Origin of the sequence: Micromonospora sp. NPDC002717 (genome assembly GCF_040295705.1) — a bacterium.
In the GTDB taxonomy this organism is placed as follows: Bacteria; Actinomycetota; Actinomycetes; order Mycobacteriales; family Micromonosporaceae; genus Micromonospora.
Map to the genome: position 1 here is coordinate 348677 of NZ_JBEOVW010000002.1, position 26297 is coordinate 374973.

Below are 26297 nucleotides of genomic sequence, written 5' to 3' on the forward strand. Positions count from 1 at the left end.
AACCCGGTGGCCGCAACAGGGGGCGACGACCTGGTTCGACGTGAATCATGCGTGGACTACCCGTTGCGGCGCTGCTGACGCCCCTTGGGGGAGTCCGAGGATGAATCCTGCGCCGGCGTCCCGTCTGTCGGATCGACGACCGCCGCGTCCGCCCGGTGCGCGTCGACGGACGGCCCCTGCTGGGGGAACCGGTCGGGCAGCCGGCGCAGCCGGGCGTTCATGTTGCGGATCAGCAGGACGGTCGCCGTCCCCAGGATCAGGATGAGGAAAAGGCCCATCGGCCCCGCCAGGCCACCCGAGCGGGTGTCCCCGAAGTTGTTCTGGGCGAGCACCTGTGCAGCGGTCAGCATGGCGTTCCTCCGGTGTGCGGTTGGTGACCAGCGTAGCCGCCTGCCGGATCAGCGGGCATGGACCGTCTCGCGCACCCCGGCGAAAAGGTCGGACTCGGGCAGCGGGCTGTCGACCAGCGAGCGGACCAGCTCGAAGTCCTCAGTGGGCCAGGCGCGCCGCTGCACCTCCATCGGCACGTGGAACCAGAAGCCGTCCGGGTCGATCTGGGTGGCGTGGGCCCGCAGCGCGTCGTCGCGGACCGGGAAGTAGTCGGCGCACTCCACGCGGGTGGTGATCCGGGGGCCCTTGTCGGGCCGGTCCTCCCAGCGGGTGAGCCACTCCTCGTAGGGCGACTCCCGACCGGTGGCGAGGATCGCCTCGTGCAGGGCCAGGATCTTGCCCTTCGAGAAGCCGATGTCGTAGTAGAGCTTGAGCGGCTGCCACGGCTCGCCCAGCTCCGGGTAGCGCTCCGGATCACCGGCGGCGTCGAAGGCCGCCACGCTGATCTTGTGCGTCATGATGTGGTCGGGGTGCGGGTAGCCGCCCTGCTCGTCGTACGTGGTGACGACGTGCGGGCGGAACTGGCGCATCAGCCGCACCAGCGGGCCGGCCGCCACCTCGACGTCCTGGAGGGCGAAGCAGCCCTCCGGCAGCGGCGGCAGCGGGTCGCCCTCGGGCAGACCGGAGTCGACGAAGCCGAGCCACGCCTGCTCGACGCCGAGGATGGCCCGCGCGGCGTCCATCTCGCCCCGGCGGATCTCGGCGATGTTGGCCCAGACGTCGGGCCGGTCCATCTTCGGGTTGAGCACGCTGCCGCGCTCGCCGCCGGTGCACGTGACCACCAGGACGTCGACCCCCTCGGCCACGTACTTCGCGGTGGTCGCGGCACCCTTGCTCGACTCGTCGTCAGGGTGTGCGTGAACGGCCATCAGTCGCAGTCGCTCTGCCAACGTCGGCGCTCCTCGTCTCTGGCGGCCGGCGGACCCCCCGCGGGACCGCCCGGCTGACCTGCCGGCATCCTCCCCCCGCGCCGGGACCTGACGGTGCCGACGTGTCATTCTTGACGACGGGACGGGCTGGGAAGATGGAACTCTGCCATTCTTGCCGATGCCGCCGACAACAACGCCAGGAGATACCCGCCGGTGACCGAGACGCACGCCACACTTCCGCCGGGCGCGCCGGCCTTCCCGCCCGGCCGGTACGGCCGCCGCCGGGAACCCGGCCGCCGCCGGCCGCTGCTGGCGGCGCTGCTCGCGATCGCCGTCGTCGCGGGCCTGAGCCTGGTCACGGTCCGGCTCTACCGGCAGTACGGCGACCCGAACTACGACGCCCAGGTGATCACCTACACCGGCATAACCGACAGCCAGGTGCTGGTCGACTTCCGGGTCACCGTGCCCGAGGGCGGGTCGGCGGTGTGCCTGCTGCGCGCCCGGAACCGTGACGGCGCCGAGGTGGCCAGGGAAGAGGTCACGGTGACCGCCCCGCCGGGCCAGCGGCAGGTGACGGCGCAGCACCGGCTGGTCACCAGTGCCCGCCCCTTCATCGGCGAGGTGGTGCGCTGCCGGCCCCCGGCCTGAGCAGCCACGACGCGGGCCGGACGCGCCGGCACAGGCGACACGGCGGCGCCGGACGGGGTGCCGCCGGTGATCGTCGACACCCCCGTGTCGTACCGCACTGGTAGCTTGGAGGTTCACCTGTCAGCCAGCACGCACATCTGAGGAGACCGCCTGTGTCCACTGGCAACGAGGCGCCCGCCACCTGGCTGTCCCGGGACGCATACGACCGGCTCCAGGCCGAGCTCGACGAGCTGATCGCCAACCGGCCGGTCATCGCCGCCGAGATCAACGCCCGGCGCGAGGAGGGCGACCTGCGGGAGAACGGTGGCTACCACGCCGCCCGCGAGGAGCAGGGCAAGGCCGAGGGGCGCATCCTCTACCTGAAGGAGCTGCTCCGCACCGCGCAGGTCGGCGAGGCGCCGACCGCCGACGTGGTGTCCCCCGGCATGGTCGTCACGATCTACTTCGACGACGACAAGGACGACACCGAGACGTTCCTGCTCGGCTCCCGGGAGATCGCGTCCACCACCGACCTGACGGTCTACAGCCCGGAGTCGGCGCTGGGCAAGGCGATCCTGGGCGGCCGGGCCGGTCAGACCTGCACCTACACGGCCCCCAGCGGCGCCGACATCAAGGTGACCGTGGTCGGTTTCGAGCCGTTCTCCGGCTGATCCGCACCGCCCGGCACTCGCACGCCGCCACGCGGCGGTGAGAGCCGGGCGACGCTCCGCACACCCCGCTGAGGCGTGACACCGACCGGTGTCACGCCTCAGCCGCGAAGACCACCTGGTAGCCGCTGGCCCGCAACGCGCTGATCAGCGTGTCGGAGTGCTCGACGCCCCGGGTCTCCACCGACAGCGCCACCTCCACCTCGCCCAGACGCAGGCGCGGGTTGGCCCGCTGGTGCTCCACGTCCACCACGTTCGCCCGGTGCTCGGCGATCTCGCTGAGCAGCGAGGCGAGCTGCCCCGGGCGGTCCGTGCAGCGCACGGTCACCCGCAGGTAGCGGCCGGCCGCGGCGAGGCCGTGCTCGATCACCCGGAGCATCAGCAGCGGGTCGATGTTGCCGCCGGAGAGCACCGCCACGACCGGCGGCTCCACCTCGACCACGCGCGCCAGCAGCGCCGCCACGCCCACCGCGCCGGCCGGCTCCACCACCTGCTTGCCGCGCTCCAGCAGCATCAGCAGCGCCCGGGAGATGTCCTCCTCCGAGACCGTGACGATCTCGTCGACCAGCTTGCGGACGTGGGTGAAGGTGATCTCCCCCGGCCGGCCGACGGCGATGCCGTCCGCGATCGTGCTGAACGACGGGAGGCGTACCGGCTCGCCGGCCACCAGGGAGGGCGGGAAGGCCGCCGCGCTGGCCGCCTGCACGCCGATGACGCGCACGTCGGGCCGCAGCGCCTTGGCGGCCACCGCCATGCCGGAGACCAGCCCACCGCCGCCCACCCCGGTGACGATCGTCCTGACCTCGGGGCACTGTTCGAGGATCTCCAGGGCCACCGTGCCCTGGCCGGCGATCACGTCCCGGTGGTCGAACGGGTGGATGAGCGTCGCCCCGGTCCGCTCGGCGAAGGTCTGCGCCGCGACCAGGGACTCGTCGACGGTGTTGCCGACGAGTTCGACCTGGGCGCCGTACCCCTTGGTGGCGGCGACCTTCGGCAGCGGCGCGTTCACCGGCATGAAGACCGTGGCGTGCGTGCCGACGAGGCCAGCGGCGAGCGCCACCCCCTGGGCGTGGTTGCCGGCGCTCGCCGCGACCACGCCGTTGGCCCGCTCCGCCTCGGACAGCCGGGAGATCCGCACGTACGCGCCGCGCACCTTGTACGAGCCGGCGCGCTGCAGGTTCTCGCACTTGAGCCACGTCGGCCCGCCCAGCGCCGCGCTGAGCGGCCGGGAGGGCTCCAGCGGGGTCGTCCGGGTGACGCCCGCGAGCAGTTCCCGCGCGGCGCGTACGTCGGCGAGGCCGACCAGTTCCGTCATGCCCTGATCGTGCCACCCGCCGCCCCCGCCGCCCGCACCGACGCCCGCACCACGACTGTCCGCGATCCTGCACTTCTCGGCCCGCGAGGCGCGCGCCGGTTCACACCGGTTTGCCCGGTCATGATCCGCACGGTCGCGGCAGACCTGAGGCCGGCGGGATCAGACCGCGGCCGGGATGCGGGGATAGCCGGGGGCGTGGCGGGACCAGGGGGCCTGCATCTCGAACTGGCCGGCGACGCCGAGCAGCAGCAGCTCGGAGCCGGGCGGGCCGATGAGCTGCACGCCGACCGGCAGCCCGTCCGGGCGGCGGCCGACCGGCACCACCAGGGCGGGCAGGCCGGCGATGTTCCACGGCGCGGCGAACGGGGCGTACCGGATGTTGGCCAGCATGTTGGCCCGCCAGGAGCGGCCGGACCAGCCGGCGGCCTCCGGCGGCACGGTGGCCAGGGCCGGGGTGAGCAGCAGGTCGACCGAGTGGTCGGCGAAGAAGCCGATCGAGCGTTCGCGCCAGGCGGCCCGGTCGGCCTCCCGGACGTACCCCCGCCGCTGCGCCCACTCGCCGAGGGCGACGTGCCGGCGGCTGCGCCGTTGGAGGCCGCGCCGGTCCAGCCCGGCGGCGCGCACGTCGGCGGCCGCCGCGGCGAACCAGGTCGCGATCCCCTGGAGGCCCAGCGCGGTCGGGTAGACCGGATCGGCCGGCACCGTGTCGTGACCGGCGGCGGCGAGCAGCCGGCCGGCGGCGGCGACCGCGTCCCGGTTGGGCTGGTCGGGGTGCACGCCCCGCACCGGCGAGCGAAGCGAGACGCCCACCCGCAGCCGCTGCGGCGGGACCAGCGTCTCCGGGCGGCGGCCGGCCAGCACGGAGAAGCCGACGGCCGCGTCGGCGACCGTGCTGGTGAGCATGCCGTGCTCCGTGAGGCCGAACCAGTCCTCCGCGCCGAGCTGGCACGGGACCACGCCCCGCCCCGGCTTGAGCCCGACCAGGCCGCAGCAGGCCGCCGGGATGCGGATCGAGCCGAGGCCGTCGTTGCCGTGGGCGATCGGCACCAGCCCGGCGGCGACCGCGGCGGCCGCGCCGCCGGAGGAGCCGCCGGGGGTACGCCCGGCGTCCCAGGGGTTGCGGGTGACCGCGGTCTCGTCGTCGGTGATCCCCCAGAGGCCCAGCTCCGGCATCCGGGTCACCCCGAGGATCACCGCGCCGGCGCCGCGCAGCCGACGGACCACCTCGTGGTCGGCCTCGGCGACGGGCGTACGGACCGCGGCCGACCCGTTCCAGGTGGGCAGGCCGGCGACGGGGGTGTTCTCCTTGACCGCCACCGGCACCCCGGCCAGCGGCAGGTTGGCCAGGTCCTCCTGCTCGTCGACCTTCTCCGCCTCGGTGATCGCCTCCCCGCCGCGTACCGTGCGGAACGCGGCGAGGTCGGCGTCGACCCGGGCGATGTGGTCGAGGTGGTCCGCGACGACCTGGGTGGCCGTGACGTCGCCCCGGCGTACGCCCCGGGCGATCTGCTTGGCGGTCGCCCCCACCCAGGTCGGCATGATGTCCTGCACGGCCACCCTCCCAGCCAGCGGTCAGCCCAGCGCCTGCTCCAGATCGGCGAGCAGGTCGTCGACCGTCTCGATGCCGACAGACAGTCGCACGAGATCGCCGGGAACTTCAAGCGGCGAGCCGGCAGCACTTGCGTGTGTCATCCGGCCCGGGTGCTCGATCAGGGATTCCACGCCGCCCAGCGACTCGGCGAGCACGAACAGCTTCGCCCGGTTGCAGATCTCCACGGCGTGCTCCTCGCCGCCGGCGGCCCGGAACGAGATCATGCCGCCGAACCGGCGCATCTGCTTCGCGGCGACCTCGTGGCCGGGGTGCGAGGGCAGTCCCGGGTAGATGACCTGACCGACCTTGGCGTGCCCGTCCAGGTAGGCCGCGATCCGCTCGGCGTTGTCGCAGTGCCGGTCCATGCGTACGCCGAGGGTCTTGATGCCGCGCAGGGTGAGCCACGCGTCGAAGGGGCCGTTGATCGCGCCCATCGCGTTCTGGTGGTAGCGCAGTTCCTCGCCGAGCCCGGCGTCCGCCGTGACCAGCGCGCCACCGACCACGTCGGAGTGACCGCCGACGTACTTGGTGGTGGAGTGCACCACCACGTCCGCGCCGTGCGCGATCGGCTGCTGGAGGTACGGCGAGGCGAAGGTGTTGTCGACCACCAGCAGGGCGCCCGCGTCGTGCGCGACCCCGGCCAGCGCGGCGATGTCGGCGATGCCGAGCAGCGGGTTGGTGGGCGTCTCCACCCAGACGATCCTCGTCCGGCCCGGCTCGACGGCGGCCCGGATCGCGTCCGGGTCGGAGACCCGCGCCGGGGTGTAGTCCAGGCCCCAGCGCTCGGCGACCCGGGCGAAGAGCCGGTACGTGCCGCCGTAGGCGTCGTCGGGGATCACCACGTGGTCGCCCGGCTTGCAGACGGTGCGCAGCAGGGTGTCCTCGGCGGCAAGCCCGCTGGCGAAGGCGAGGCCGACCGACCCGCCCTCCAGCGCGGCGAGGCACTCCTGGAGCGCGTCCCGGGTCGGGTTGCCGGAGCGGCTGTACTCGTAGCCCAGCCGGGGCGCGCCGACGGCGTCCTGGGCGTACGTGCTGGTCTGGTAGATCGGAGGGATCACCGCGCCGGTGCGGGCTTCCGGGTCCTGGCCGGCGTGGATGGCGAGCGTCTCGAAGCCGTGACTCATTCCCGAGACGTTAGTCCGCGGTTCCGTCCGACGGGCACGGACGTGGCACCGCGCGCATTTCCCACCGTTGCTCCCCGGATTGTCGCCGACCACCGATCTCGCAACATCCTCAATCCGTTACACGCTTCGCGTCCACTCATTGACCTTCTGTTATGTTGACCGCCATCGCATTCCTTGATTTCGATGGAGGATCCGTGCGCAGAACCACTCGAACCGCCGCCGGAGCGATGCTGGGCCTGGCGCTGGCCGCCGTCGCCGGCGTGGCCACGGCCGGACCCTCCGCGGCGTCGAGCCCGCTGACCGTCCCCCAGTCCTGGTGCGTGGCCACCACCGGCCCGTACGCCGGCGGGCTGGACTGCGGGGCGATCGCCACCGGCGGCACCGCGCCGTACACGTTCGTCTGGACACCCGACTACTACCCCTACAGCCAGTGGCCGGTGACCGGCGATTCGGTCCGCATCGGCTGCAACCCGGGGAGCTGGGCGAACGTCAGCCTCCGCGTGACCGACAGCGCCGGCCGGACGGCGTACGCCGGGGGGTCGGACTGGTGCAACGTGCCGGGCGGGGACTCGCTCTAACCTGACCGGATGAGCGGGTGCGTGTTCTGCGGCATCGTGGCGGGCGGGACCACCGCGTTCCGGGTGGCGGACGAGCCGGCCGGGGTGGCGTTCCTGGACACCCGGCCGGTCTTCCGGGGCCACGTGCTGGTGGTGCCCCGCCAGCACGTGGTCACCCTAGCCGACCTGCCGGCCGAGGAGGTCGGCCGCTACTTCGGCCTGGTCCGCCGGATGGCGGTGGCCGTCGAGACCGGTCTGGGTGCCGGCGGCACGTTCGTCGCGGTGAACAACAAGGTCTCCCAGTCGGTTCCGCACCTGCACACCCACGTCGTGCCCCGGACCAGGGGCGACGGGCTGCGTGGCTTCTTCTGGCCGCGCACCCGCTATGCCGACGACACCGAGGCCCGGGAGTACGCGGATCGGATAGCTGCCGCGGGGTGAGCCGCACGTGATGCCCCCGCCTCCGGCAGCCGGAGTGTCGTCCTGAGGAGGCGTCATGACCGACCTCACCCTCGGCCTGGACCCGGTCCCCGACGGTCACGCCTGCCCCGTCCGCCCCACCGGACCTGCCGGGTCTGTCCCGGCCGACGGCGGGTAAGGAAGGCGGGTCCGGCGGTGTTGCACGCTGGGAGAGGTACGAGAGGAGTCCCATCGTGTTCCTGCGCCGTATGAAGGCCGAGCTGCCCACCCCCGACCAGGCCCTGCCGGGTCGTCTGATCGCGATGCCCGTCGCGGACCGGCACGAGGTGCTGGGCACCCCCCTCAAGGGTCCGTTCCCGGAGGGCTCGCAGGTGGCCGTGTTCGGCATGGGCTGTTTCTGGGGCGCCGAGCGGCTGTTCTGGACCCTGCCCGGCGTGCTCACCACGTCGGCCGGCTACGCGGGCGGCATCACGCCGAACCCGACGTACGAGGAGGTGCGCTCGGGCATGACGGGGCACGCCGAGGTGGTCCAGGTGGTCTACGACCCCAGCAGGATCAGCTACGAGGACCTGCTCAAGGTCTTCTGGGAGAACCACGACCCGACCCAGGGCATGCGCCAGGGCAACGACGTGGGCACCCAGTACCGGTCGACGATCTACGCCACCACCGACGAGCAGCTCGCCACCGCGCAGGCGTCGCGGGACGCGTTCGCGCCGATCGTGGCGCGCGCCGGCAAGGGCGAGATCACCACGGAGATCGACCGGCTCGGCGCCTACTACTTCGCCGAGGACCACCACCAGCAGTACCTCGCACCGACGAAGAACCCGAACGGGTACTGCAACCACGGCCCGAACGGGCTGAGCTGCCCGGTGGGCATCGCCCGCACCGGCGGCTGAGCCCGCGCGACGCCCGCGAACGGGTCTGCGGTGTTTGTCACACCGCAGACCCGTTTCGATTCGGGCACCGGGGCGGGGCCAGGCCGGAAATGCCCCCGCCACCACGGGCCGGGCCGACGGGGTCGAGCATCCTAGCAACCACGAACACCGCTGGCATCAGCTCAACGGGCGAACCGCACCGGCCTCTGGCAGCATTGCCTCGCATGTGCGGACTTGCGGGAGAGTTCCGCCGTGACGGCTCGCGCGCCGACGTGTCGGCGGTGGAGCGCATGGCGGCCACGATGAGCGACCGGGGGCCCGACGACAGCGGCGTCTGGGCCCAGGGCCCGACGGCCCTCGGACACCGACGACTGAAGATCATCGACCTCTCCGCCGCGAGCGGGCAGCCGCTGGTCGACCCGGGCGCGGGGCTGACCGGAGTCTTCAACGGGTGCGTCTACAACTACCGCGAGCTGCGCGAGGAGCTCCAGGCCAAGGGCCACCGCTTCTTCTCCTCCGGCGACAGCGAGGTCGTGCTCAAGGCGTACGCGGAGTGGGGGCTCGACTTCGTCGACCACCTGGTCGGCATGTTCGCCGTGGCGATCAGCGAGCGGGACACCGGCCGGCTGGTGCTGGCCCGGGACCGGCTCGGCATCAAGCCGCTCTACGTGGCCGAGACGCCGGGCGTGGTGCGCTTCGCCAGCACCCTGCCCGCGCTGCTGGCCGGCGGCGGGATCGACACGACCATCGACCCGGTCGCGCTCGCGCACTACCTGAGCTTCCACAGCATCGTGCCGCCGCCGCGCACCATCCTGCGCGGCGTCGCCAAGCTGCCCCCGGCGACCGTACGGGTCTACGAGGCCGACGGGCGCACCTCCGAGCGGGTCTACTGGGACCCGGCCTTCACCCGCGCCGCCGAGCGGGCCGGCTGGTCCGAGAAGGACTGGCAGGACGCCCTGCTCGAGTCGCTGACCACCGCCGTGCGCCGGCGGATGGTCGCCGACGTGCCGGTCGGTGTGCTGCTCTCCGGTGGCCTGGACTCCAGCCTGGTGGTCGCCCTGCTCGCCGGCGAGGGCCAGCGCGGACTCTCCACCTTCTCCATCGGCTTCGACTCCGTGGGCGGCCGGGAGGGCGACGAGTTCCGCTACTCCGACCTCGTCGCGAGGACGTTCGACACCGACCACCACCAGATCCGGGTGGCCGCCGCCGACCTGGTGCCGCCGCTGGAAGCGGCCGTCGCCGCTATGTCCGAGCCGATGGTCAGCCACGACTGCGTGGCGTTCTACCTGCTCAGCGAGGTGGTGTCTCAGCACGTCAAGGTGGTCCAGTCCGGCCAGGGCGCGGACGAGATCCTCGGCGGCTACCACTGGTATCCGCCGCTCGCCCGCGTCGGCCGGGACCAGGCGCTCGACACGTACGCCCGGGCGTTCTTCGACCGGGACGCGGCCGGGCTGGCCCGGGTGCTGAACCCGGCCTGGCTGGCCGACGGCGACCCGGCCCGGGAGTTCGTGGCCGCGCACCTCGGCCGGGCCGGCGCGGAGACCGCGGTCGACGCCGGGCTGCGGATCGACACCCAGGTCATGCTGACCGACGACCCGGTCAAGCGGGTGGACAACATGACCATGGCGCACGGGCTGGAGGCCCGGGTGCCGTTCCTCGACCACGAGTTCGTCGAGCTGGCCGCGAGCTGCCCGCCGGAACTCAAGCTGGCGCAGGGCGGCAAGGGGGTGCTCAAGGAGATCGGCCGCCGGGTGCTGCCGCACGAGGTCATCGACCGGCCGAAGGGCTACTTCCCGGTCCCCGGCCTCACCCACCTGGAGGGCAAGCTGCTCGACCGGGTACGCGACGCGCTCTCCGCGCCCGAGGCCCGCCGCCGCGACCTGTTCCGCGCCGACTACGTCGACGCGCTGCTCGCCGACCCGAACGCCGAACTGACCCCGCTGAACGGAAACAAGCTGTGGCAACTCGGACTCCTGGAAATGTGGCTCCAGAGCCACGGAATCGACTGACGGTGACCGACACCCTGGCGACCGGCACGGCCCGGTCCGACCGGTCCCGTGGCGGCCGGCGACGGGAGCGGGTCGGGCCCGGCGGCGACCCGATGGCCCCGGGCGCCCCGGAGACGCCCGCCCGCGAGGGCGACACCGACGTGGTGCTGGACTGCGGCTGGGGCCGGCTCGTCTTCGGGCAGACCTTCACCGACCAGGCCGCCGTCGCCGCCGTGCTGCGTTCCGAGGCCGCCGGCTCCCGGGACATCTGCATCTACCTGCGCGACCCGCACGTGCTGGTGTCCCGGCTGCCCGACGAGCTGTTCATCGACCCGTCGCTGACCTACCGGCTGCCGCTGGGCGGCGACCGGCCGGCCGACGACGACGTCCCGGGGCTGGCGATCCGCCCGCTGGCCGACGCCGCCGACGCGGACGCGGTGAACCGGATCTACGCCCGCAACGGCATGGTCACCGCCCCGGTCGACGTGCTCGTGGCCAACGCCCGCACCGACCGCTTCCTGCACCTGGTCGCCGAGGACGCCACCGGCGAGGTCGTCGGCACCATCACCGGCGTGGACCACGTCGCGGTCTTCGACGACCCGGACAACGGGGCCAGCCTGTGGTGCCTCACCGTCGACTTCAACACCGCGCCGCCCGGCACCGGCCAGGCCCTGATCACCGCGCTGGCCGCCCGGCTGGTCGCGCGCGGCCGGGCGTACGTGGACCTGTCCGTGCTCGCGGAGAACGCCGGGGCGATCCGGCTCTACGAGCGGCTCGGCTTCTACCGGACGTCGACGCTCTGCGTGAAGCGGAAGAACCCGATCAACGAGCGGCTCTTCCTGCCCGCCACGCCCGAGGGGTACGAACAGCTCAACCCGTACGCGACGATCGTCGCCGACGAGGCGATGCGCCGCGGCATCCGGGTGGAGGTGACCGACCCGGCCTGGGGCGAGCTGCGGCTGACCAGCGGCGGGCGCACCGTCCGGACCCGCGAGTCGCTGTCGGAGCTGACCTCGGCGGTGGCGATGAGCCGCTGCGACGACAAGCGGGTGACCCGCCGGATCCTCGCCGAGGCGGGCCTGTCGGTGCCGCGCGGACGGACCGCCACGGGCGACGACGGCGACGCCGCCTTCCTCGCCGAGGCCGGCCGGGTGGTGGTCAAGCCGGCGCGGGGCGAGCAGGGCAACGGCATCACGGTGGGCGTACGCACCCCCGAGGCGCTGGCCGCCGCCGTCGAGCTGGCCGCCCGGTTCTGCCCGGACGTGCTGATCGAGGAGATGCGTGCCGGCGAGGACCTGCGGGTCGTCGTCATCGACCACGAGGTGGTGGCCGCCGCGGTCCGTCGGCCCGCCTCGATCACCGGCGACGGGGTGCACGACATCGCCGAGCTGATCGAGCGGCAGAGCCGCCGCCGGGCCGCCGCCACGGGCGGCGAGTCCACGATCCCGATCGACGACATGACCCGGGACGTGCTGGCCGAGGCCGGCCACGAGCTGCACGACGTGCTGCCCGAGGGGCAGGTGCTGGCCGTACGCAAGACCGCCAACCTGCACACCGGCGGCACCATCCACGACGTCACCGCCGAGCTGCACCCGGCGATCGCCGAGGCGTGCGTGACGGCCAGCCGCGCGCTGGACATCCCGGTCACCGGGCTGGACCTGCTGGTCCCCGCGCCGGACGGGCCCGAGCACGTCTTCATCGAGGCCAACGAGCGGCCCGGCCTGGCCAACCACGAGCCGCAGCCGACCGCCGAGCGCTTCGTCGACCTGCTCTTCCCGGGCACCCGCGCGCCGCAGCGGCTCTGGTCCCCGGTCGGCCCGGGAGGCGCCGCGTGAGCCCGCGACCCCTGGAGATCGACCTGGACTACCTGCGCCAGGTGCTGGTGGAGCTGCTGGAGATCCCGAGCCCGTCGGGGCGTACGGACCACGTGCAGCAGTACGTGGGCGAGCGGCTCTCCGCGCTCGGCATCGGCTCCACGCTGACCCGGCGCGGCGCGCTGAGCGCCTTCCTGCCCGGCCCCCGCTCCACCGGCGCCGACCGGGCGATCGTGGTGCACACCGACACCATCGGCGGCATGGTCAAGCGGCTGAAGGAGAACGGCCGGCTGGAGCTGAAGCCGATCGGCACGCACAGCGCCCGGTTCGCCGAGGGCGCGCACGTGCGGATCTTCACCGACGACCTGGACCGGGTGATCACCGGGCAGGTGCTCCCCCTGAAGGCCAGCGGGCACCGCTACAACGAGGCCGTCGACTCCCAGGGCATCGGCTGGGAGCAGGTCGAGGTGCGGGTCGACGAGCCGGTCGACGACATCGCCGGCCTCCGCGCGCTGGGCGTCGACGCCGGGGACTTCGTCGCGTTCCTGCCGAACCCGACGGTCACCCCCTCCGGGTACGTCAAGTCCCGGCACCTGGACGACAAGGCGGGCGTGGCGGCGGTGCTGACCGCGTTCAAGGCGATGGTCGACGCCGGCGTACGCCCGGCGGTCACCGCGCACCTGCTGGTCACCGTGACGGAGGAGATCGGGCACGGGGCCAGCCACGGGCTGGACCCGGACGTCGCGGAGATCGTCTCCGTGGACGCGGCGGTGGTCGCCCCCGGCCAGCAGTCCCGGGAGGACGCGGCCACCCTAGCGATGGGCGACGGCGTCGGGCCGTTCGACTACCACCTGACCCGCAACCTGGCCTCGATCGCCGCCGAGCACGGGGTGCGCCTGGTCCGGGACGTCTTCGACTACTACCGCTCGGACGTGGCGGCGGCGGTGGAGGCCGGGGCGCACGCCCGGGTGGCGCTGCTCGGCTTCGGCGTGGACGCCACCCACGGGCACGAGCGCACCCACCTCGACGGGCTGCGCCAGCTCACCCAGCTGCTCTGCCTCTACCTCCAGAGCGACCTGGTCTTCCCCGAGTGGGACGCCGAGCCGGAGGGCGACCTGGCCGACTTCCCGTCGCTGGCCGTGCAGCCGGCCAGCGCGGAGGGCCCCCGCGAGGGACCCATCGGCATCGCGGAAACCGCCTAGACGTATTCCCCGGGAGCCTGTGATCGAAATCCGTTGCCGGCGGCCCGGTCGCTGGATAGCGTGGCCGTACACGGGAAAGGAGGTGGTCCAGACTTGTATAGCAATCGGACTCGTGAGGTGGCTGTCCGCTAGCCGCTGTCCTCGACAGTAATCCCGTCCGCCGCGAGGCGGGCACAGGCACCATCGTCGAGACCGTGTGGCAGCGGTGCGGCGAATCCACGACAGCCACCCGACCCCCGGGGTGCCGGCCCAGTCCAGCCGGCCCGCGCGCCAGCGCGGAAGCCCCGGGGGTCGACCCGTTTCCGGGCCGGGTGGTCGACGCAGCCGGAGGTCAACCGTGTCGATGCGCGAGCTGGTGGTGCTCGGAACGGCCAGCCAGGCCCCGACCCGGCAGCGCAACCACAACGGGTACGTGCTGCGCTGGGACGACGAGGTGATCCTCTTCGACCCGGGCGAGGGCAGCCAGCGGCAGCTCCTGCACTCCACGGTCACCGCCACCGACCTGACCCGGATCTGCGTCACCCACTTCCACGGCGACCACTGCCTCGGCCTGCCCGGCACCATCCAGCGGCTCTCGCTGGACCGGGTGTCGCACCCGGTGGCGGTGCACTTCCCGGCCGGCGGCGCGGAATACTTCGCCCGGCTGCGGCACGCCAGCTCCTTCCACGAGACCGCCGAGCTGCGCGTCGAGCCGATCGAGGCCGACGGGCAGCGGATCAGCCTGCGCGTCGGCACGCTGGAGGCCCGCCGGCTGCGGCACCCGATCGAGACGTACGGCTACCGGCTCGTCGAGCCGGACGGCTGCCGGATGCTGCCGGAGAAGCTGGCCGCGTACGGCATCGCCGGGCCGGCCGTCGGGGAGCTGATCCGGGTCGGCCACCTCGACCTCGACGGGCGCCGCGTCACCCGGGAGGAGGTGAGCGTCCCCCGGCCCGGGCAGCGGTTCGCGTTCGTGATGGACACCGGGCTCTGCGACGAGGTCTACGCCCTCGCCGAGCACGCCGACCTGCTGGTCATCGAGTCGACCTTCCTCGACTCGGAGGCCGCGCTCGCCGCCGAGGTCGGCCACCTCACGGCGGGCCAGGCCGCGCGGGTGGCGGCCGAGTCGGGCGTACGCCGGCTCGTGCTCACCCACTTCTCGCAGCGGTACGCGGACGCGACCCGCTTCGCCGACGAGGCCCGCGCGCACTTCGACGGCGACCTGGTGATCGCCGAGGACCTGACCACCGTGCAGGTCCCGCCCCGGCGGGTAGCCTCGGCCGGGTGACGGTCACCCTCCGCCCCGCCACCGAGGCCGACCTGATGCCGGTCGGCGCCCTGCACCAGCGGTCCCGGGTCGCGGCGTACGCGTCGTTCGTCCCGCCCGAGGCGCTGGCCGAGCCGGGGCCGGAGGCGATGGGGCGGTACTGGGCCGAGCGGTGGGGGTGGGAGCGCGACGACCACCGGATGACCGTCGCCGAACGCGACGGCCGGCTGGTCGGCTTCAGCTACCTCGGCCCCGACGACGAGGGCGACCCGGCGACGGGCCTGCTCAACGCCCTCCACCTCGACCCGCCCGAGCGCGGCCGGGGCACCGGGCGGGCCCTCATGGTCGACGCGCTGGACGCCATGCGCTCGCGCGGCTGGTCGCGGGCGGTGCTGTGGGTGCTGGCGTCGAACGCGCACGCCCGGCGCTTCTACGAGCGCGGCGGCTGGGTCCGCACCGGCACCGCACGGGACGAGCACCTCGGCCCGGTGGTCGTGCCCCAGCTCCGGTACGACCGACCGCTCTGACCGCCGGCCGGCGGCACTGCCCGTCCCGGTCCGGCGCGGCAGACACGGCGAGGGCCCTCCCCCTGCGGGGGAAGGGCCCTCGCGGGGTCGTCCGGGTCAGCGGGCGCCGAGGTGGGCGAGCAGGTCCTGCCGGGTGAGGACGCCCTTCGGCTTGCCGTCGACCAGCACCAGGGCGGCGTCGGACTTCTCCAGCAGGCCGACCGCCTCGCTCACCGGCTGCCCGCCGCCGATCATCGGCAGCGGCTCGGCCATGTGCCGCTCGATGGTGTCGTGCAGGTGCGCCTGACCGGTGAACAGCGCGTCGAGCAGGTCCTTCTCGGCGATCGAGCCGGCCACCTCGCCGGTCACCACCGGGGGCTCGGCCTTGAGCACCGGCAGCTGCGAGACGCCGTACTCGCGCATGTAGTCGATCGCGTCGCGGACCGTCTCGGTCGGGTGCACGTGCACCAGTTCGGGCAGGCCGCCCGGCTTGTTGGCCAGCGCGTCGGCGACCGTCGGCTCCGTGCCGGAGTTGTCCAGGAAGCCGTACCGGGCCATCCAGGTGTCGTTGAAGATCTTCGACAGGTAGCCCTTGCCGCTGTCCGGCAGCAGCACCACGACCACGTCGTCCGGGCCGGCCTTGCGGGCCACCTCCAGGGCGGCCACCACGGCCATGCCGCAGGAGCCGCCGACCAGCAGGCCCTCCTCGCGGGCCAGCCGCCGGGTCATCTCGAACGACGCCTTGTCGGAGACCTCGATGATCTCGTCGGCGAGGCCCCGGTCGTACGTCTCCGGCCAGAAGTCCTCGCCGACGCCCTCGACCAGGTACGGCCGGCCGGTGCCGCCCGAGTAGACCGAGCCCTCCGGGTCCGCGCCGATGACCTTGACCCGGCCCTCCGACGCCTCCTTCAGGTAGCGGCCGATGCCGGAGATGGTGCCGCCGGTGCCGACGCCCGCCACGAAGTGGGTGAGCCCGCCCCCGGTCTGCTCCCACAGCTCCGGGCCGGTGGTCTCGTAGTGCGAGCGCGGGTTGGCCGGGTTGCTGTACTGGTTGGGCTTCCAGGCGCCGGGGATCTCCCGGGCCAGCCGGTCGGAGACGTTGTAGTAGGAGCGCGGGTCCTCCGGCGCCACGGCGGTCGGGCAGACCACCACCTCCGCGCCGTACGCCCGCAGCACGTCCTGCTTGTCCTGGCTGACCTTGTCGGGGCAGACGAAGACGCACTTGTAGCCCTTGAGCTGGGCCACCAGGGCCAGGCCGACGCCCGTGTTGCCGCTGGTCGGCTCGACGATCGTGCCGCCGGGCTGGAGGATGCCCGCCTTCTCCGCGTCCTCCACCATCCGCAGCGCGATCCGGTCCTTCACCGACCCGCCCGGGTTGAGGTACTCCACCTTCGCCAGCACGGTGGCCTGGATGCCGGCCGTGACGTTGCGCAGCCGTACCAGCGGGGTGTTGCCGATCAGCTCGACGACGTTGTCGTAGTACCGCACCTCGTTGTTGCCCTTCTCCTCCGGCGCCGCCGGCGGCGGCCGGGCAGACGTTTTCTCGACGCCCCAGGGTACGTCGGTTCAGGACACCACGTGCCCGGGGATCACGGAGCTGCGGCGGGCCTCCCACTCCAGGAACCGCTCGGTCTCCGCGAGCACGCTGCCGGCCAGCCAGGTCACCATGACCGCGTCGTCGGCCAGCCCGAAGATCGCCAGCGGGATCTCCGGCAGCAGGTCGATCGGCGAGACGATGTACGCCGTCGCGGCGGTCATCAGGGCCAGCCGCAGGCCGCCGTCGTACTCCCCCCGGGTGGTCGCCCGGATCATCCGGGGCAGCGCCGCGAGCCGCGCCCCGAGCGACGGCCCGCCCCGCGACCCCGCCGCGAGCGCCCTCGCCAGCGCGGTGAACGCGGCGCTCCGCTTCAATGTCTTCCCCATGTTCGGCCCCTCTCCGCGTGCCAGGGTGACGTGCCGGCGCAACTGTCGCCCGGTCACCGCAACAGGTACCCAGGACGGTCGCCTTCCAGCCACCCGCGAGCAGACACGACGACGGCGGCGTGTCGTTCCGGCGCGATAATGTCGCTGCATGGGGGTTGTTGGTTCCGCCGTCCCGGTTGGTTCGCGCTGGCAGCGCGCTCGGCAGATCGCCCGCCTGGCGGCGATCGGCACGGGTGCCACGGCGGCCGCCGCGGTGGCGACCGGCGGCGTGCTCCTCGGGCAGGCCCGGCAGGCCCGCCGCACGATCCCGATGGCCGAGGCGCCGCCGCCCCGCTGCGACGGGGTCTACGGCGCGAAGCTGCCCGGCCCGCCGGTCACCATGGTCGTGCTGGGCGACTCGTCGGCCGCCGGCTACGGCGTGCACCGCCGCCGGGAGACGCCGGGCGCCCTGCTCGCCACCGGCCTGTCCCGCCGCCTCCAGCGGCCCGTCCGGCTGCACCGGTTCGCGGTGGTCGGCGCCATCTCGGCCGTGCTGAAGCACCAGGTGGAGGCGGCGCTGGAGTGCCGGCCCGACGTCGCCGTGATCCTGATCGGCGGCAACGACGTGACCAACCGCACGCCGCCCGGCCTGGCGGTGCGCTATCTGGTCGAGGCGGTCCGCACGCTGCGCGCCGCCGGCTGCGAGGTGGTCGTCGGCACCTGCCCCGACCTGGGCGCGATCCGCCCGATCCAGCCGCCGCTGCGCTGGCTGGCCCGGCGCTGGAGCCGGCAGCTCGCCGCCGCCCAGACGGTGGCCGTGGTCGAGGCCGGCGGCTGGACGGTCTCCCTCGGTGACCTGCTCGGCCCCCGCTTCACCGCCGAGCCGACCCGGATGTTCGCCTGGGACCGGTTCCACCCCTCGGCGGAGGGCTACGCCGTGGCCGCCGCCGCGCTGCTGCCGACCGTGCTGTCCGCGCTGGGCGCCGGGCAGGACCGGCGCACTACCCCCGCCCGGGGCGAAGGCGTACGCTCGCTCCCCGCGGCCGCCCAGGAGGCCGCTCGGCACGCGGGCACCGAGGTCAGCGGCACCCAGGTGCGGGGGCGCGACCGTGGCCCCGCCGGTCGGTGGGCGCAGCTGCGCCGACGGGCCTTCTTCGGTGTCGGCGCGGTGCCGCAACCCGGCCCCGCCGCCGACTCACCCACTCTGGAGGGACTGGCATGAGCGAGCGCTTCATCCCCTCGGGGCTCGCCGGTCGGCTGGGTCGGGCCGCGGCGCTCTCCCTGGTCGCCGGCACGGTCGGCGGCGCCGCCGTCCTCGCCGGCCAGGCCTTCGTCGCCCGGCACCGCCAGTACGCCCAGCCGGAGCTCGGGCTGGCGCTGCGCGCCACGGTCGGGCGGGCCGGCGCCCCACCGCTGCGGCTGGTGCTGCTCGGCGACTCGTCCGCCCTCGGCGTCGGGGTCGAACGCCTCGACGACACCATCGGCGGCCAGCTGGCCAACCTGCTCGCCGAGGGCCCGAACGGCCGGCAGGTGCACCTGTCCAGCGTCGGCGTCTCCGGCTCCCGCTCGACCGACCTCGCCACCCAGGTGGCCCGGGCGCTGCTCGGCGAGCGCCCCGACGTGGCGGTGATCCTGATCGGCGCCAACGACGCCACCACCCTGCGTCGGCCGGCGGAGGCCGCCGCGTACCTCGCGGCGGCCGTGCACCGGCTCCGCGAGGCCCGGGTGGAGGTGGTCGTCGGCACCTGCCCCGACCTCGGCGCCGTACGCGCGATCGCGCCGCCGCTGCGGCACCTGGTCGGCTGGTCCGGGCGGCGGGTCGCCCGCGCGCAGACGGCGGCGGTGCTCGACGCCGGGGGCACGGTGGTCGACCTGGCCGCCGAGACGGGTCCGGTGTTCCGCGCCGACGCGGGCACCCTGTGCCACGACGGCTACCACCCCTCCGCCGACGGCTACCGGGTCTGGGCGCACGCCCTGCTGCCCGCCGTCGCGGCGGCCGCCGCGGTCGCGTCCCGCCGCTGACCCGCCGGGCGCCGCGGTCGCGTCCCGCCGCTGACCCGCCGGGCGTCGCGCCCCGCCGGAGGTGACATTTCCCGGTCGGCCGCCAGCTTCCGCGCGAAGTTACCGACGGGTTAACGTTGGCTCCATGCCGACTGAGTCGTCCCGCGACGCCGTCATCGTCGCCACCGCCCGCTCCCCCATCGGCCGGGCGCACAAGGGGTCCCTGCGCGACGTCCGCCCGGACGACCTCGCCGCGACCATCGTGCGGGCCGCCCTGGACAAGGTCCCCCAGCTCGACCCGACCGAGATCGACGACCTCTACCTGGGCTGCGGCCTGCCCGGCGGCGAGCAGGGCTTCAACATGGCCCGGGTCGTCGCCACCCTGATGGGCCTGGACACCCTGCCCGGCGCGACCCTCACCCGCTACTGCGCGTCCTCGCTGCAGACCACCCGGATGGCGATGCACGCGATCCGGGCCGGCGAGGGCGACGTCTTCGTCTCCGCCGGTGTGGAGACCGTCTCCCGGTACGCCCGCGGCAACTCCGACGGCCTCCCGCCGGAGGCGCAGGCGCTGGTCGGCGGCGGCTGGGAGAACCCGCGCTTCGCCGCGGCGGCCGAGCGGTCGAAGGCCCGCGCCCAGGGCGGCGCCCCGGTCTGGACCGACCCGCGCGAGGAGGGCGCGCTGCCGGACATCTACCTGACCATGGGGCAGACCGCGGAGAACCTGGCCCAGGTCCACGACGTGACCCGCGCCGACATGGACGAGTTCGGCGTACGCAGCCAGAACCTCGCCGAGAAGGCCATCGCCGACGGCTTCTGGGCCCGGGAGATCACCCCGGTCACCACGCCGGACGGCACGGTGGTCAGCACCGACGACGGCCCCCGGCCCGGGGTCACCCTGGAGGCGGTCTCCGGCCTGAAGCCGGTGTTCCGCCCGGACGGCCGGATCACCGCCGGCAACTGCTGCCCGCTCAACGACGGCGCGGCCGCCGTGGTGGTCATGAGCGCCCAGAAGGCGAAGGACCTCGGGATCACGCCGCTGGCCCGGATCGTCTCCACCGGCGTGACCGCCCTGTCGCCGGAGATCATGGGCCTCGGCCCGGTCGAGGCCACCCGGCAGGCGCTCAGGCGGGCCGGCATGACCATCGACGACGTCGACCTGGTGGAGATCAACGAGGCGTTCGCCGCCCAGGTGATCCCCTCGTACCGCCAGCTCGACATCCCGCTGGAGAAGCTGAACGTGATGGGCGGCGCGATCGCCGTCGGGCACCCGTTCGGCATGACCGGCGCGCGGATCACCGGCACCCTGCTCAACGCCCTGGACTGGCACGACAGGACCATCGGCCTGGAGACCATGTGCGTCGGCGGCGGCCAGGGCATGGCCATGGTGGTCGAGCGGCTGAGCTGATCCCCGCAGGCCGGCCGGCACTCCCGCCCGTGGGGCGGACCGGCGGGAACGGAACTAGAGCGCGTCGCGGGTCGCCGTCACCTCGGCGGCGGCCCGCGCCAGCGCCTCGGGCGGCGGGGCCGCGGCCAGCAGGTCGGCGGCCACCACCCGGAGCTGGTCGGGCAGCGCGAGGTCGTTGTCGAGCCGGGGCACCACCCGCCGGGGCTCGCCCGCGGCGTCGGCGGCCAGGTTGGCGACCTCCTGCACCAGCCGGTGCACCAGGTCGGCACGCGACACGTTGCCGCCGGCGGCCGTGGCCGACCAGCGCGGCTGCTGCCAGTGCCCGACCTGACGTACCAGCAGATCCACCGCCCGGCTCAGCTCCCCTGCGCTCACCGCCCGAGTCTACGAACCCACCCCGCCGGGCGCGGGGCGGGCGGGTGGCGGCCGGGTCAGCGGCGCAGGTAGCCGAGCAGGCGCAGGAGCTGCCAGTAGAGGAAGACCAGGCCGGTCAGCAGGCCGAACGCGCAGAGCCAGGCGTAGCGGCGGGGCAGGCCGTCGCGTACCGAGCGCTCGACCAGGTCGAAGTCGAGGACGAAGCTGAACGCGCCGGCGACGATCGCCACCACCGAGAAGGCGTACGGCAGCCAGCCGACCTCGTCGGTCAGTCCGTAGACCTCCAGGCCCTGCCGGCCGGAGACCAGGTACGCCAGCAGGTTCACCACGCTGAGCACGACGATCCCGAACAGCGTGCCGGCGACCAGCCGGGCCAGCCGCGGCGTGGCCCGGACGAGGCGGGCCCGGTAGAGCAGCGCCATGCCGAGGAAGACCCCGAAGGTGCCCGTGACCGCCTGGACGACGATGCCCGGGTGGACCAGCTCGAAGGCCCGGCTGGCCACCCCGAGCAGCAGCCCCTGGAGCAGGGCGTAGCCGACCATCGGCACCGGGTTGGTGATGCCGCGCCAGGAGATGACGACGACCAGCGCGATCCCGGCCAGCGCGGTGCCGGCCAGCGCGGCGGGGAGCCACGCCGCCGGCGGCACGAGCACCCAGGCCGCGGCGCCGGTGGCCCCGGTGAGCAGCAGCAGCCCGACCGTACGGGCCACCACGTCGTCGACGGTCATCGCCTCCGGGTCGCCGACGCCCAGCACCCGGCTCTGCACCCGGGCGGTCTCGTCGAACCGGGTGAGCACCGGGTTGCTGCTGCGCACGTCGCCTCCCTGCTCGGCGTACCCCCACGCAGTCACTCTGCCCCGGGCGGCCGGGCGGCGGCGCGAAACGCCGGGACCGGCGCGGGTGCGGATACGACGGCGCCCGCCCCCGCGGCAGCGGGGACGGGCGCCGGTCGGTCGCGGGCGACGGTCAGTCGTCGCCCTGGAAGTAGCTCAGCAGGCGCAGGATCTCGATGTAGAGCCAGACCAGGCTCACCAGGATGCCGAAGGCGGCGACCCAGGAGTAGCGCTGCGGCAGGCCCATCCGGACGCCGTCCTCGATCTCCTTGAAGCTGAGCACGAAGCTCAGCGAGGCGACCACGATGCAGACCAGGCTGAAGCCGATCGCCAGCGGGCTGCCGTCGCGCAGGCCGGTGTTGATGTCGAAGAGCGCGAGCACGAGGTTGATCAGCATGACGGCGAAGAGGCCCGCCATCACGGCGATCATGCCCTTGACGAACTTCGGGGTCGCCCGGATGACCTTCGCCTTGTAGAGCATCGCCATCACGAAGAAGACGCCGAAGGTGGCGGTCACCGCCTGGAGCACGATGCCGTCGTAGAGCGAGTCGAAGAACTTGCTCACCATGCCGACGAAGACGCCCTCGACGACGGCGTACGCGACCACCAGCGCCGGGTTCGCCATCCGGGAGAACGAGATGATCAGGCCGAGCACCAGGCCGACCACCGCCGCGCCGATCCAGGCGGCACCGAGCAGGGCGTCCGGCACCAGCACCCAGGCGGCCGCGGCGGAGACGCCGAGGATGCCGAGGAGGGTGACGGTCTTGACCACCACGTCGTCGACCGACATGGTGTTGACGGCCGGCGGAGCCGCCGGGTAGCCGGCCTCCGTCGGGTACTGCTGGGGGTAGCCGGGCTGTCCATAGGGCCCGGTCGGGGCGTACCCGGCGGAGCGCTCCCGCTCGGCCGCCTGGCCGAGCCGGGCGAGCACCGGGTTCGAAGTCTTCACTGTCAGGCCTCCCTCAGGGGGTCGTTGCACGTGAACGTGCCCCTCAAGAGTAAACGCCCAGGGCAGCCGCGTGGTGATCGCCAAGCTGAGCGGATGCTGAGAGTGGTGGGGGGTGCCCGGGGCGGGGGTCGAACCCGCACGCCTTGCGGCAGCCGCTTTTAAGGCGGCCGTGTCTGCCGTTCCACCACCCGGGCGGGTGACACCGGGCGCGTCGACACGCCTGGTGCAGTGTCACGGTAGCCGGTCGGCGGCGACCCGGCGTACCCCGACGCCCGGGTCACACTAGGGTCAAGGCCGTGAGCAGCGCAGCCCCCACGGCCCCCGACGCCGCCCCTGACCAGGCCGTATTCGCCGCCGACCGGCTGCCGCGCCGGCTCTCGCCGGCCCGCCTGCTGACCACGGTCTCCCGGCACCGGGCGGGCGTCACGGTCGGGCTCCTCTTCGTCGCGCTGGCCGGCTGGCTCACCCACGGGCTCTGGCCCGACCCGGCGACCCGGGTCCTCGCGCTGAACCCGGCGGACCAGGCCCTCTACGAGTGGTTCCTCGCCGTCGACGCGCGGGCGCTGCTCGGCGACTTCGACCTGCTCACCGACCGGCTCAACGCGCCGGACGGGGTGAACCTGATGACCAACACCACGGTCATCGCGCTGGGAATCCTCCTCGCCCCGGTCACCCTGCTGCTCGGGGCGCCGGTCACCTTCGCGCTGCTGGCGCTGGCGAACCTGGCCGGCACCGCCGTCGCCTGGTATCTGCTCTTCACCCGGACGCTGGGCGCCCACCGGGTCGCCGCCGCGCTGGGCGCCGCCCTCTGCGGCTTCGGCCCGGGCATGGTCTCGCAGACCAACAGCCACCTGCACATGACCGCCCAGTGGCTGGTCCCGGTGATCGTCTGGCTGGTGGTCCGGCTGCTGCGCGCCGCCGACCCCGCCGGCCGGGCCACCACCGACGGGCCGGACCGCCGGCGGATGGTCAGCTCCGCCGTCGGTCTGGCGGCGGCGGTCACGGCGCAGGTCTTCATCGGCGAGGAGGTGCTCTTCCTCTGCGCGCTGACGCTGCTGGTGATGGCGGTCACGTACGCCGTGACGGCCCCTGGCCTGGCCCGCCGCGCCCTGCCCGGCTTCGCCGGCGGGATGGTGCTCGCCGCCGGGCTGGCCCTGCTCGTGCTGGCCTGGCCGCTGTGGTTCCAGTTCGCCGGGCCGCAGGGCGTCGCGGACGGCATGTTCAGCCCGCACTACTTCTCGGCTGACCTGCGCAGTTGGTGGACGGTGTCGCCGCTGTCGGTGGTCGGCAGCGACGAGGCCGCCCGGCTGACCACCGGCCCGGCCGAGTACAACACCTTCCTCGGGTGGCCCCTGCTGCTGGTCACCACCGCCTGCGCGGTCTGGCTGGGTCGCCGCCCGCTGGCCGTCGCGTGCGTGGTCGGGGCGCTGGCGATGGGGGCGCTGTCGCTCGGCCCCCGGGTGGTGCTCGACGGCGAGCGCACCGCCGTGCCGGGGCCGTACACACTGCTCTCCGGGCTGCCCGTGGTGGACGGTGCGCTACCGATGCGGTTCGCCCTCGCGACGCTCCCGCTGATCGCCACGCTGCTGGTGCTCGCGGCCGACCGGGCGCTGCGCGGCGCGGGCCGGGCCCGGCGGCTGGTCCCGGCGGCGGTCGGCGTGGCCCTGCTGCCGCTGCTGCCCGCCCCGCTGCCCACCGCCGAGCGCCCACCGGTGCCGGAGTTCGTCACGGCCGGCCACTGGCGGCAGTGCGTCGAGCCGGGCGGGGTGCTGGTGCCGGTGCCGCTCGCCACGCCGCAGGAGCCGTGGCCGATGCGCTGGGCCACGGCCGCCGACGCCGCGTTCGGCATGCCGGAGGGCTTCTTCATCGGCCCGTACGGCCGGGACGGCACGGCGGCGATGGGCACCTACAAGCTGCCCACGTCCGCCCTGCTGACCGAGGTCGCCAGGCGCGGCGGGCAGCCGGTGATCGGGGACCAGCAGCGGCGGCAGGCCGCGAAGGACGCCGACTTCTGGGGTGCCTCCTGCGTCGCGCTGGCCGTCGACACCCCGCACGCCGACAGCCTGCGCGGCACGCTGGAGCAGCTCTACGGGCCGTCGACCCGGATCGCCGACGCCTGGATCTGGCGGGTCTGACCGCGTACGCCCGCCCGTCGCGGCGCGGCGGGAACCCGCCCGCACAGACAGCAGGCCCCTCCGCGTGAGACGGAGGGGCCTGCTGTGTCTTGCTCGGTCAGGACCGGCTGGCGCCGATGGGCTGGGACGCCTCGGCGAACTCCTCGCGCGGGTCGTGCAGCTGACCCAGGGCGACCACCTCACGCTTGAGGAAGAACGCCAGGGACCAGTCGACCACGACCCGGACCTTCCGGTTGAACGACGGGATCCGGCTCATGTGGTACGTCCGGTGCATGAACCAGGCCGGCCAGCCGGTCATCTTGATCCCGTACACCTGGGCGACGCCCTTGTGCAGGCCGAGGCTGGCCACGCTGCCGGCGTGCTTGTGCTTGTACTCCACCGGCTCCCGGCCGCGCACCACGTTGGCGATGTTGTCGGCCATCCGGGCGGCCTGGCGGACCGCGTGCTGGGCGCTCGGCGAGCAGTAGTTGCCCGGCTCCTTGGTCAGGTCCGGCACCGCCGCGCAGTCACCGGCGCTCCAGGCGCCCTCGACCGCCCGGTCGCCGTCGACGATCTGGAGGGTCGGCAGGCAGGTGACCCGGCGCCGCTCGTCGCGGGGGAAGTCCGTCGCGTCCAGCATCGGGGACGGCTTGACACCGGCCGTCCAGACGATGGTGTCGGAGCGGAAGCTGTCGCCGTCGGAGAGCTTCACCACCCCGTCGACGCAGGACTCCAGGCGGGTGTCCAGCCGGATGTCCATGTTCCGCTTGAGCAGCTGCTGGACCGTGTAGGCGCCCATGTCCCGGTCGACCTCCGGCAGCACCCGCTGGGTCGCCTCGACCAGCACCCAGCGCATGTCCTCCGGCTTGAGCTCCGGGTAGTACCTCAGCGCGTCCCGGGCCATGTCCTCCATCTCGGCGAGCGCCTCGATGCCGGCGTAGCCGCCGCCGACGAAGGTGAAGGTCAGCGCGGACCGGCGGACCTCCGGGTCCGGCGTGACGGCAGCCACGTCGAGCCGGTCCAGCACGTGGTTGCGCAGGTAGATGGCCTCACCGATGGTCTTGAAGCCGATGCCGTGCTCGTGCAGGCCGGGAATCGGCAGCGTCCGCGAGACCGAGCCGGGGGCGACGACGACGTGGTCGTACGGGATCTCCCGGGTCGGGCCGCTGATCGGCTGCACGACGGCGGTCTTGCGGTCGTGGTCGATCCGCGTCACGGCGCCCGCCACCACCTTGCACCGCCGCAACTCCCGTCGCAGCGGCACCACGGAGTGCCGGGGCGAGATGTTGCCGGCCGCCGCCTCGGGCAGGAAGGGCTGGTAGGTCATGTGGGGCTGAGGGTCCACCACGATGACCTCAGCCTCACGGGAGCTGAGCTTCTTCGACAGGCGCAGGGCCGCGTAGAGACCAACGTGCCCGGCACCCACCACAAGGATCCGCTTCGGATTCACGTCATCTATCTTTCCCGGCGCGGCCCGGCTAATCCCGATCGCGCCCCTCTTCTGTGACGGAGCACAACCCCTG

24 protein-coding genes, 1 tRNA gene and 1 pseudogene are annotated in these 26297 nt (G+C 73.7%); 14 read left to right on the forward strand and 12 right to left on the reverse strand.

What is annotated here, in order from left to right:
* Positions 1 to 56 precede the first annotated feature (56 nt).
* A complete protein-coding gene (locus ABT006_RS05665) occupies positions 57 to 350 on the reverse strand; it encodes a hypothetical protein (RefSeq protein WP_350703295.1) in 294 nt (97 codons plus the stop codon).
* A 48-nt stretch (positions 351 to 398) separates the two neighbouring features.
* A complete protein-coding gene (gene mca / locus ABT006_RS05670) occupies positions 399 to 1280 on the reverse strand; it encodes a mycothiol conjugate amidase Mca (protein WP_350703296.1) in 882 nt (293 codons plus the stop codon).
* A 192-nt stretch (positions 1281 to 1472) separates the two neighbouring features.
* On the opposite strand from mca, the gene ABT006_RS05675 reads away from it, so the two are divergent.
* Both ABT006_RS05675 and greA read left to right on the forward strand, forming a co-directional pair.
* The gene (locus ABT006_RS05675) at positions 1473 to 1907 is read left to right on the forward strand and encodes a DUF4307 domain-containing protein (RefSeq protein ID WP_350703298.1); all 435 of its coding nucleotides are present in this window, start codon (positions 1473 to 1475) and stop codon (positions 1905 to 1907) included.
* 152 nt (positions 1908 to 2059) lie between these two features.
* Positions 2060 to 2557 carry a transcription elongation factor GreA gene (greA, locus tag ABT006_RS05680; protein WP_350703300.1) on the forward strand — a complete coding sequence of 166 codons (498 nt, stop codon included), beginning with the start codon at positions 2060 to 2062 and terminating at the stop codon, positions 2555 to 2557.
* A 91-nt stretch (positions 2558 to 2648) separates the two neighbouring features.
* On the opposite strand, the gene ilvA is transcribed toward greA, so the two are convergent.
* The 3 genes from ilvA to ABT006_RS05695 form a co-directional block, all read right to left on the reverse strand.
* Entirely contained in the window at positions 2649 to 3869 is a 1221-nt protein-coding gene (gene ilvA, locus ABT006_RS05685) for a threonine ammonia-lyase (protein WP_350703301.1), read from the reverse strand.
* Positions 3870 to 4028: 159 nt separating this feature from the next.
* Positions 4029 to 5426 (reverse strand): amidase, encoded by a 1398-nt coding sequence (locus ABT006_RS05690; protein ID WP_350703303.1) that lies wholly within the window; start codon positions 5424 to 5426, stop codon positions 4029 to 4031.
* Positions 5427 to 5441: 15 nt separating this feature from the next.
* Positions 5442 to 6584, reverse strand: coding sequence for a cystathionine gamma-synthase (locus tag ABT006_RS05695; RefSeq protein WP_350703304.1), 1143 nt, complete (start codon positions 6582 to 6584; stop codon positions 5442 to 5444).
* 194 nt (positions 6585 to 6778) lie between these two features.
* On the opposite strand from ABT006_RS05695, the gene ABT006_RS05700 reads away from it, so the two are divergent.
* The 8 genes from ABT006_RS05700 to ABT006_RS05735 all read left to right on the forward strand — a co-directional run bounded on the left by ABT006_RS05700 (position 6779) and on the right by ABT006_RS05735 (position 15213).
* Positions 6779 to 7162: a hypothetical protein gene (locus tag ABT006_RS05700; RefSeq protein ID WP_350703306.1), complete on the forward strand. Its 384-nt coding sequence runs from the start codon at positions 6779 to 6781 to the stop codon at positions 7160 to 7162.
* A gap of 9 nt (positions 7163 to 7171) precedes the next feature.
* Positions 7172 to 7582 (forward strand): HIT family protein, encoded by a 411-nt coding sequence (locus ABT006_RS05705; RefSeq protein WP_350703308.1) that lies wholly within the window; start codon positions 7172 to 7174, stop codon positions 7580 to 7582.
* Positions 7583 to 7794: 212 nt separating this feature from the next.
* A complete protein-coding gene (gene msrA, locus ABT006_RS05710) occupies positions 7795 to 8457 on the forward strand; it encodes a peptide-methionine (S)-S-oxide reductase MsrA (RefSeq protein ID WP_350703310.1) in 663 nt (220 codons plus the stop codon).
* Positions 8458 to 8660: 203 nt separating this feature from the next.
* Positions 8661 to 10445: an N-acetylglutaminylglutamine amidotransferase gene (locus ABT006_RS05715; protein ID WP_350703312.1), complete on the forward strand. Its 1785-nt coding sequence runs from the start codon at positions 8661 to 8663 to the stop codon at positions 10443 to 10445.
* A 2-nt stretch (positions 10446 to 10447) separates the two neighbouring features.
* A complete protein-coding gene (gene ngg, locus ABT006_RS05720; protein ID WP_350703314.1) occupies positions 10448 to 12259 on the forward strand; it encodes an N-acetylglutaminylglutamine synthetase in 1812 nt (603 codons plus the stop codon).
* On the forward strand, positions 12256 to 13440 hold the full coding sequence (locus ABT006_RS05725; RefSeq protein WP_350703316.1) for an osmoprotectant NAGGN system M42 family peptidase: 1185 nt from the start codon (positions 12256 to 12258) through the stop codon (positions 13438 to 13440). Before ngg ends, ABT006_RS05725 begins: the two co-directional genes overlap by 4 nt.
* A gap of 337 nt (positions 13441 to 13777) precedes the next feature.
* Positions 13778 to 14707, forward strand: coding sequence for a ribonuclease Z (locus ABT006_RS05730; protein ID WP_350703318.1), 930 nt, complete (start codon positions 13778 to 13780; stop codon positions 14705 to 14707).
* Complete coding sequence (locus ABT006_RS05735) at positions 14704 to 15213, forward strand: GNAT family N-acetyltransferase (protein ID WP_350703320.1); 510 nt, start codon at positions 14704 to 14706, stop codon at positions 15211 to 15213. The genes ABT006_RS05730 and ABT006_RS05735 overlap by 4 nt, the downstream gene beginning before the upstream one ends.
* 96 nt (positions 15214 to 15309) lie before the next feature.
* Here ABT006_RS05735 and ABT006_RS05740 read toward each other — a convergent pair whose 3' ends face one another.
* The gene (locus ABT006_RS05740; protein ID WP_350703322.1) at positions 15310 to 16680 is read right to left on the reverse strand and encodes a cystathionine beta-synthase; all 1371 of its coding nucleotides are present in this window, start codon (positions 16678 to 16680) and stop codon (positions 15310 to 15312) included.
* A gap of 78 nt (positions 16681 to 16758) precedes the next feature.
* On the reverse strand, positions 16759 to 17115 hold the full coding sequence (locus ABT006_RS05745; RefSeq protein WP_350703323.1) for a YkvA family protein: 357 nt from the start codon (positions 17113 to 17115) through the stop codon (positions 16759 to 16761).
* 148 nt (positions 17116 to 17263) lie between these two features.
* Here ABT006_RS05745 and ABT006_RS05750 point away from each other — a divergent pair.
* From ABT006_RS05750 to ABT006_RS05760, 3 genes and pseudogenes are all read left to right on the forward strand, one after another.
* Positions 17264 to 18324: pseudogene (locus ABT006_RS05750) on the forward strand (SGNH/GDSL hydrolase family protein); the annotation flags it as partial.
* Positions 18313 to 19116, forward strand: coding sequence for an SGNH/GDSL hydrolase family protein (locus tag ABT006_RS05755; RefSeq protein WP_350703557.1), 804 nt, complete (start codon positions 18313 to 18315; stop codon positions 19114 to 19116). The pseudogene ABT006_RS05750 and the gene ABT006_RS05755, both read left to right, overlap by 12 nt.
* A 124-nt stretch (positions 19117 to 19240) precedes the next feature.
* On the forward strand, positions 19241 to 20503 hold the full coding sequence (locus ABT006_RS05760; RefSeq protein WP_350703325.1) for an acetyl-CoA C-acetyltransferase: 1263 nt from the start codon (positions 19241 to 19243) through the stop codon (positions 20501 to 20503).
* 54 nt (positions 20504 to 20557) lie between these two features.
* Here the strand turns inward: ABT006_RS05760 and ABT006_RS05765 are convergent, their stop codons facing one another.
* The 4 genes from ABT006_RS05765 to ABT006_RS05780 all read right to left on the reverse strand — a co-directional run bounded on the left by ABT006_RS05765 (position 20558) and on the right by ABT006_RS05780 (position 22854).
* Positions 20558 to 20878: a hypothetical protein gene (locus ABT006_RS05765; RefSeq protein ID WP_350703327.1), complete on the reverse strand. Its 321-nt coding sequence runs from the start codon at positions 20876 to 20878 to the stop codon at positions 20558 to 20560.
* Between the two features lie 56 nt (positions 20879 to 20934).
* On the reverse strand, positions 20935 to 21693 hold the full coding sequence (locus tag ABT006_RS05770; RefSeq protein WP_350703329.1) for a Bax inhibitor-1/YccA family protein: 759 nt from the start codon (positions 21691 to 21693) through the stop codon (positions 20935 to 20937).
* Between the two features lie 151 nt (positions 21694 to 21844).
* Positions 21845 to 22660: a Bax inhibitor-1/YccA family protein gene (locus ABT006_RS05775; protein WP_350703331.1), complete on the reverse strand. Its 816-nt coding sequence runs from the start codon at positions 22658 to 22660 to the stop codon at positions 21845 to 21847.
* A 113-nt stretch (positions 22661 to 22773) separates the two neighbouring features.
* A tRNA-Leu gene (locus ABT006_RS05780) sits at positions 22774 to 22854 on the reverse strand.
* Positions 22855 to 22956: 102 nt separating this feature from the next.
* On the opposite strand from ABT006_RS05780, the gene ABT006_RS05785 reads away from it, so the two are divergent.
* A complete protein-coding gene (locus tag ABT006_RS05785; protein WP_350703333.1) occupies positions 22957 to 24795 on the forward strand; it encodes a DUF6311 domain-containing protein in 1839 nt (612 codons plus the stop codon).
* Positions 24796 to 24892: 97 nt separating this feature from the next.
* Here ABT006_RS05785 and ABT006_RS05790 read toward each other — a convergent pair whose 3' ends face one another.
* Positions 24893 to 26224 (reverse strand): NAD(P)/FAD-dependent oxidoreductase, encoded by a 1332-nt coding sequence (locus ABT006_RS05790; RefSeq protein ID WP_350703335.1) that lies wholly within the window; start codon positions 26222 to 26224, stop codon positions 24893 to 24895.
* Between the last annotated feature and the right edge of the window lie 73 nt (positions 26225 to 26297).

Coding starts and splice junctions, on each gene's coding strand:
- ABT006_RS05745 (WP_350703323.1), bottom strand. CDS start 17,115: ATGGGGAAGACATTGAAGCGGAGCGCCGCGTTCACCGCGCTGGCGAGG.
- ABT006_RS05755 (WP_350703557.1), top strand. CDS start 18,313: ATGAGCGAGCGCTTCATCCCCTCGGGGCTCGCCGGTCGGCTGGGTCGG.
- ABT006_RS05705 (WP_350703308.1), top strand. CDS start 7,172: ATGAGCGGGTGCGTGTTCTGCGGCATCGTGGCGGGCGGGACCACCGCG.
- ABT006_RS05715 (WP_350703312.1), top strand. CDS start 8,661: ATGTGCGGACTTGCGGGAGAGTTCCGCCGTGACGGCTCGCGCGCCGAC.
- ABT006_RS05760 (WP_350703325.1), top strand. CDS start 19,241: ATGCCGACTGAGTCGTCCCGCGACGCCGTCATCGTCGCCACCGCCCGC.
- ABT006_RS05695 (WP_350703304.1), bottom strand. CDS start 6,584: ATGAGTCACGGCTTCGAGACGCTCGCCATCCACGCCGGCCAGGACCCG.
- ABT006_RS05665 (WP_350703295.1), bottom strand. CDS start 350: ATGCTGACCGCTGCACAGGTGCTCGCCCAGAACAACTTCGGGGACACC.
- ilvA (WP_350703301.1), bottom strand. CDS start 3,869: ATGACGGAACTGGTCGGCCTCGCCGACGTACGCGCCGCGCGGGAACTG.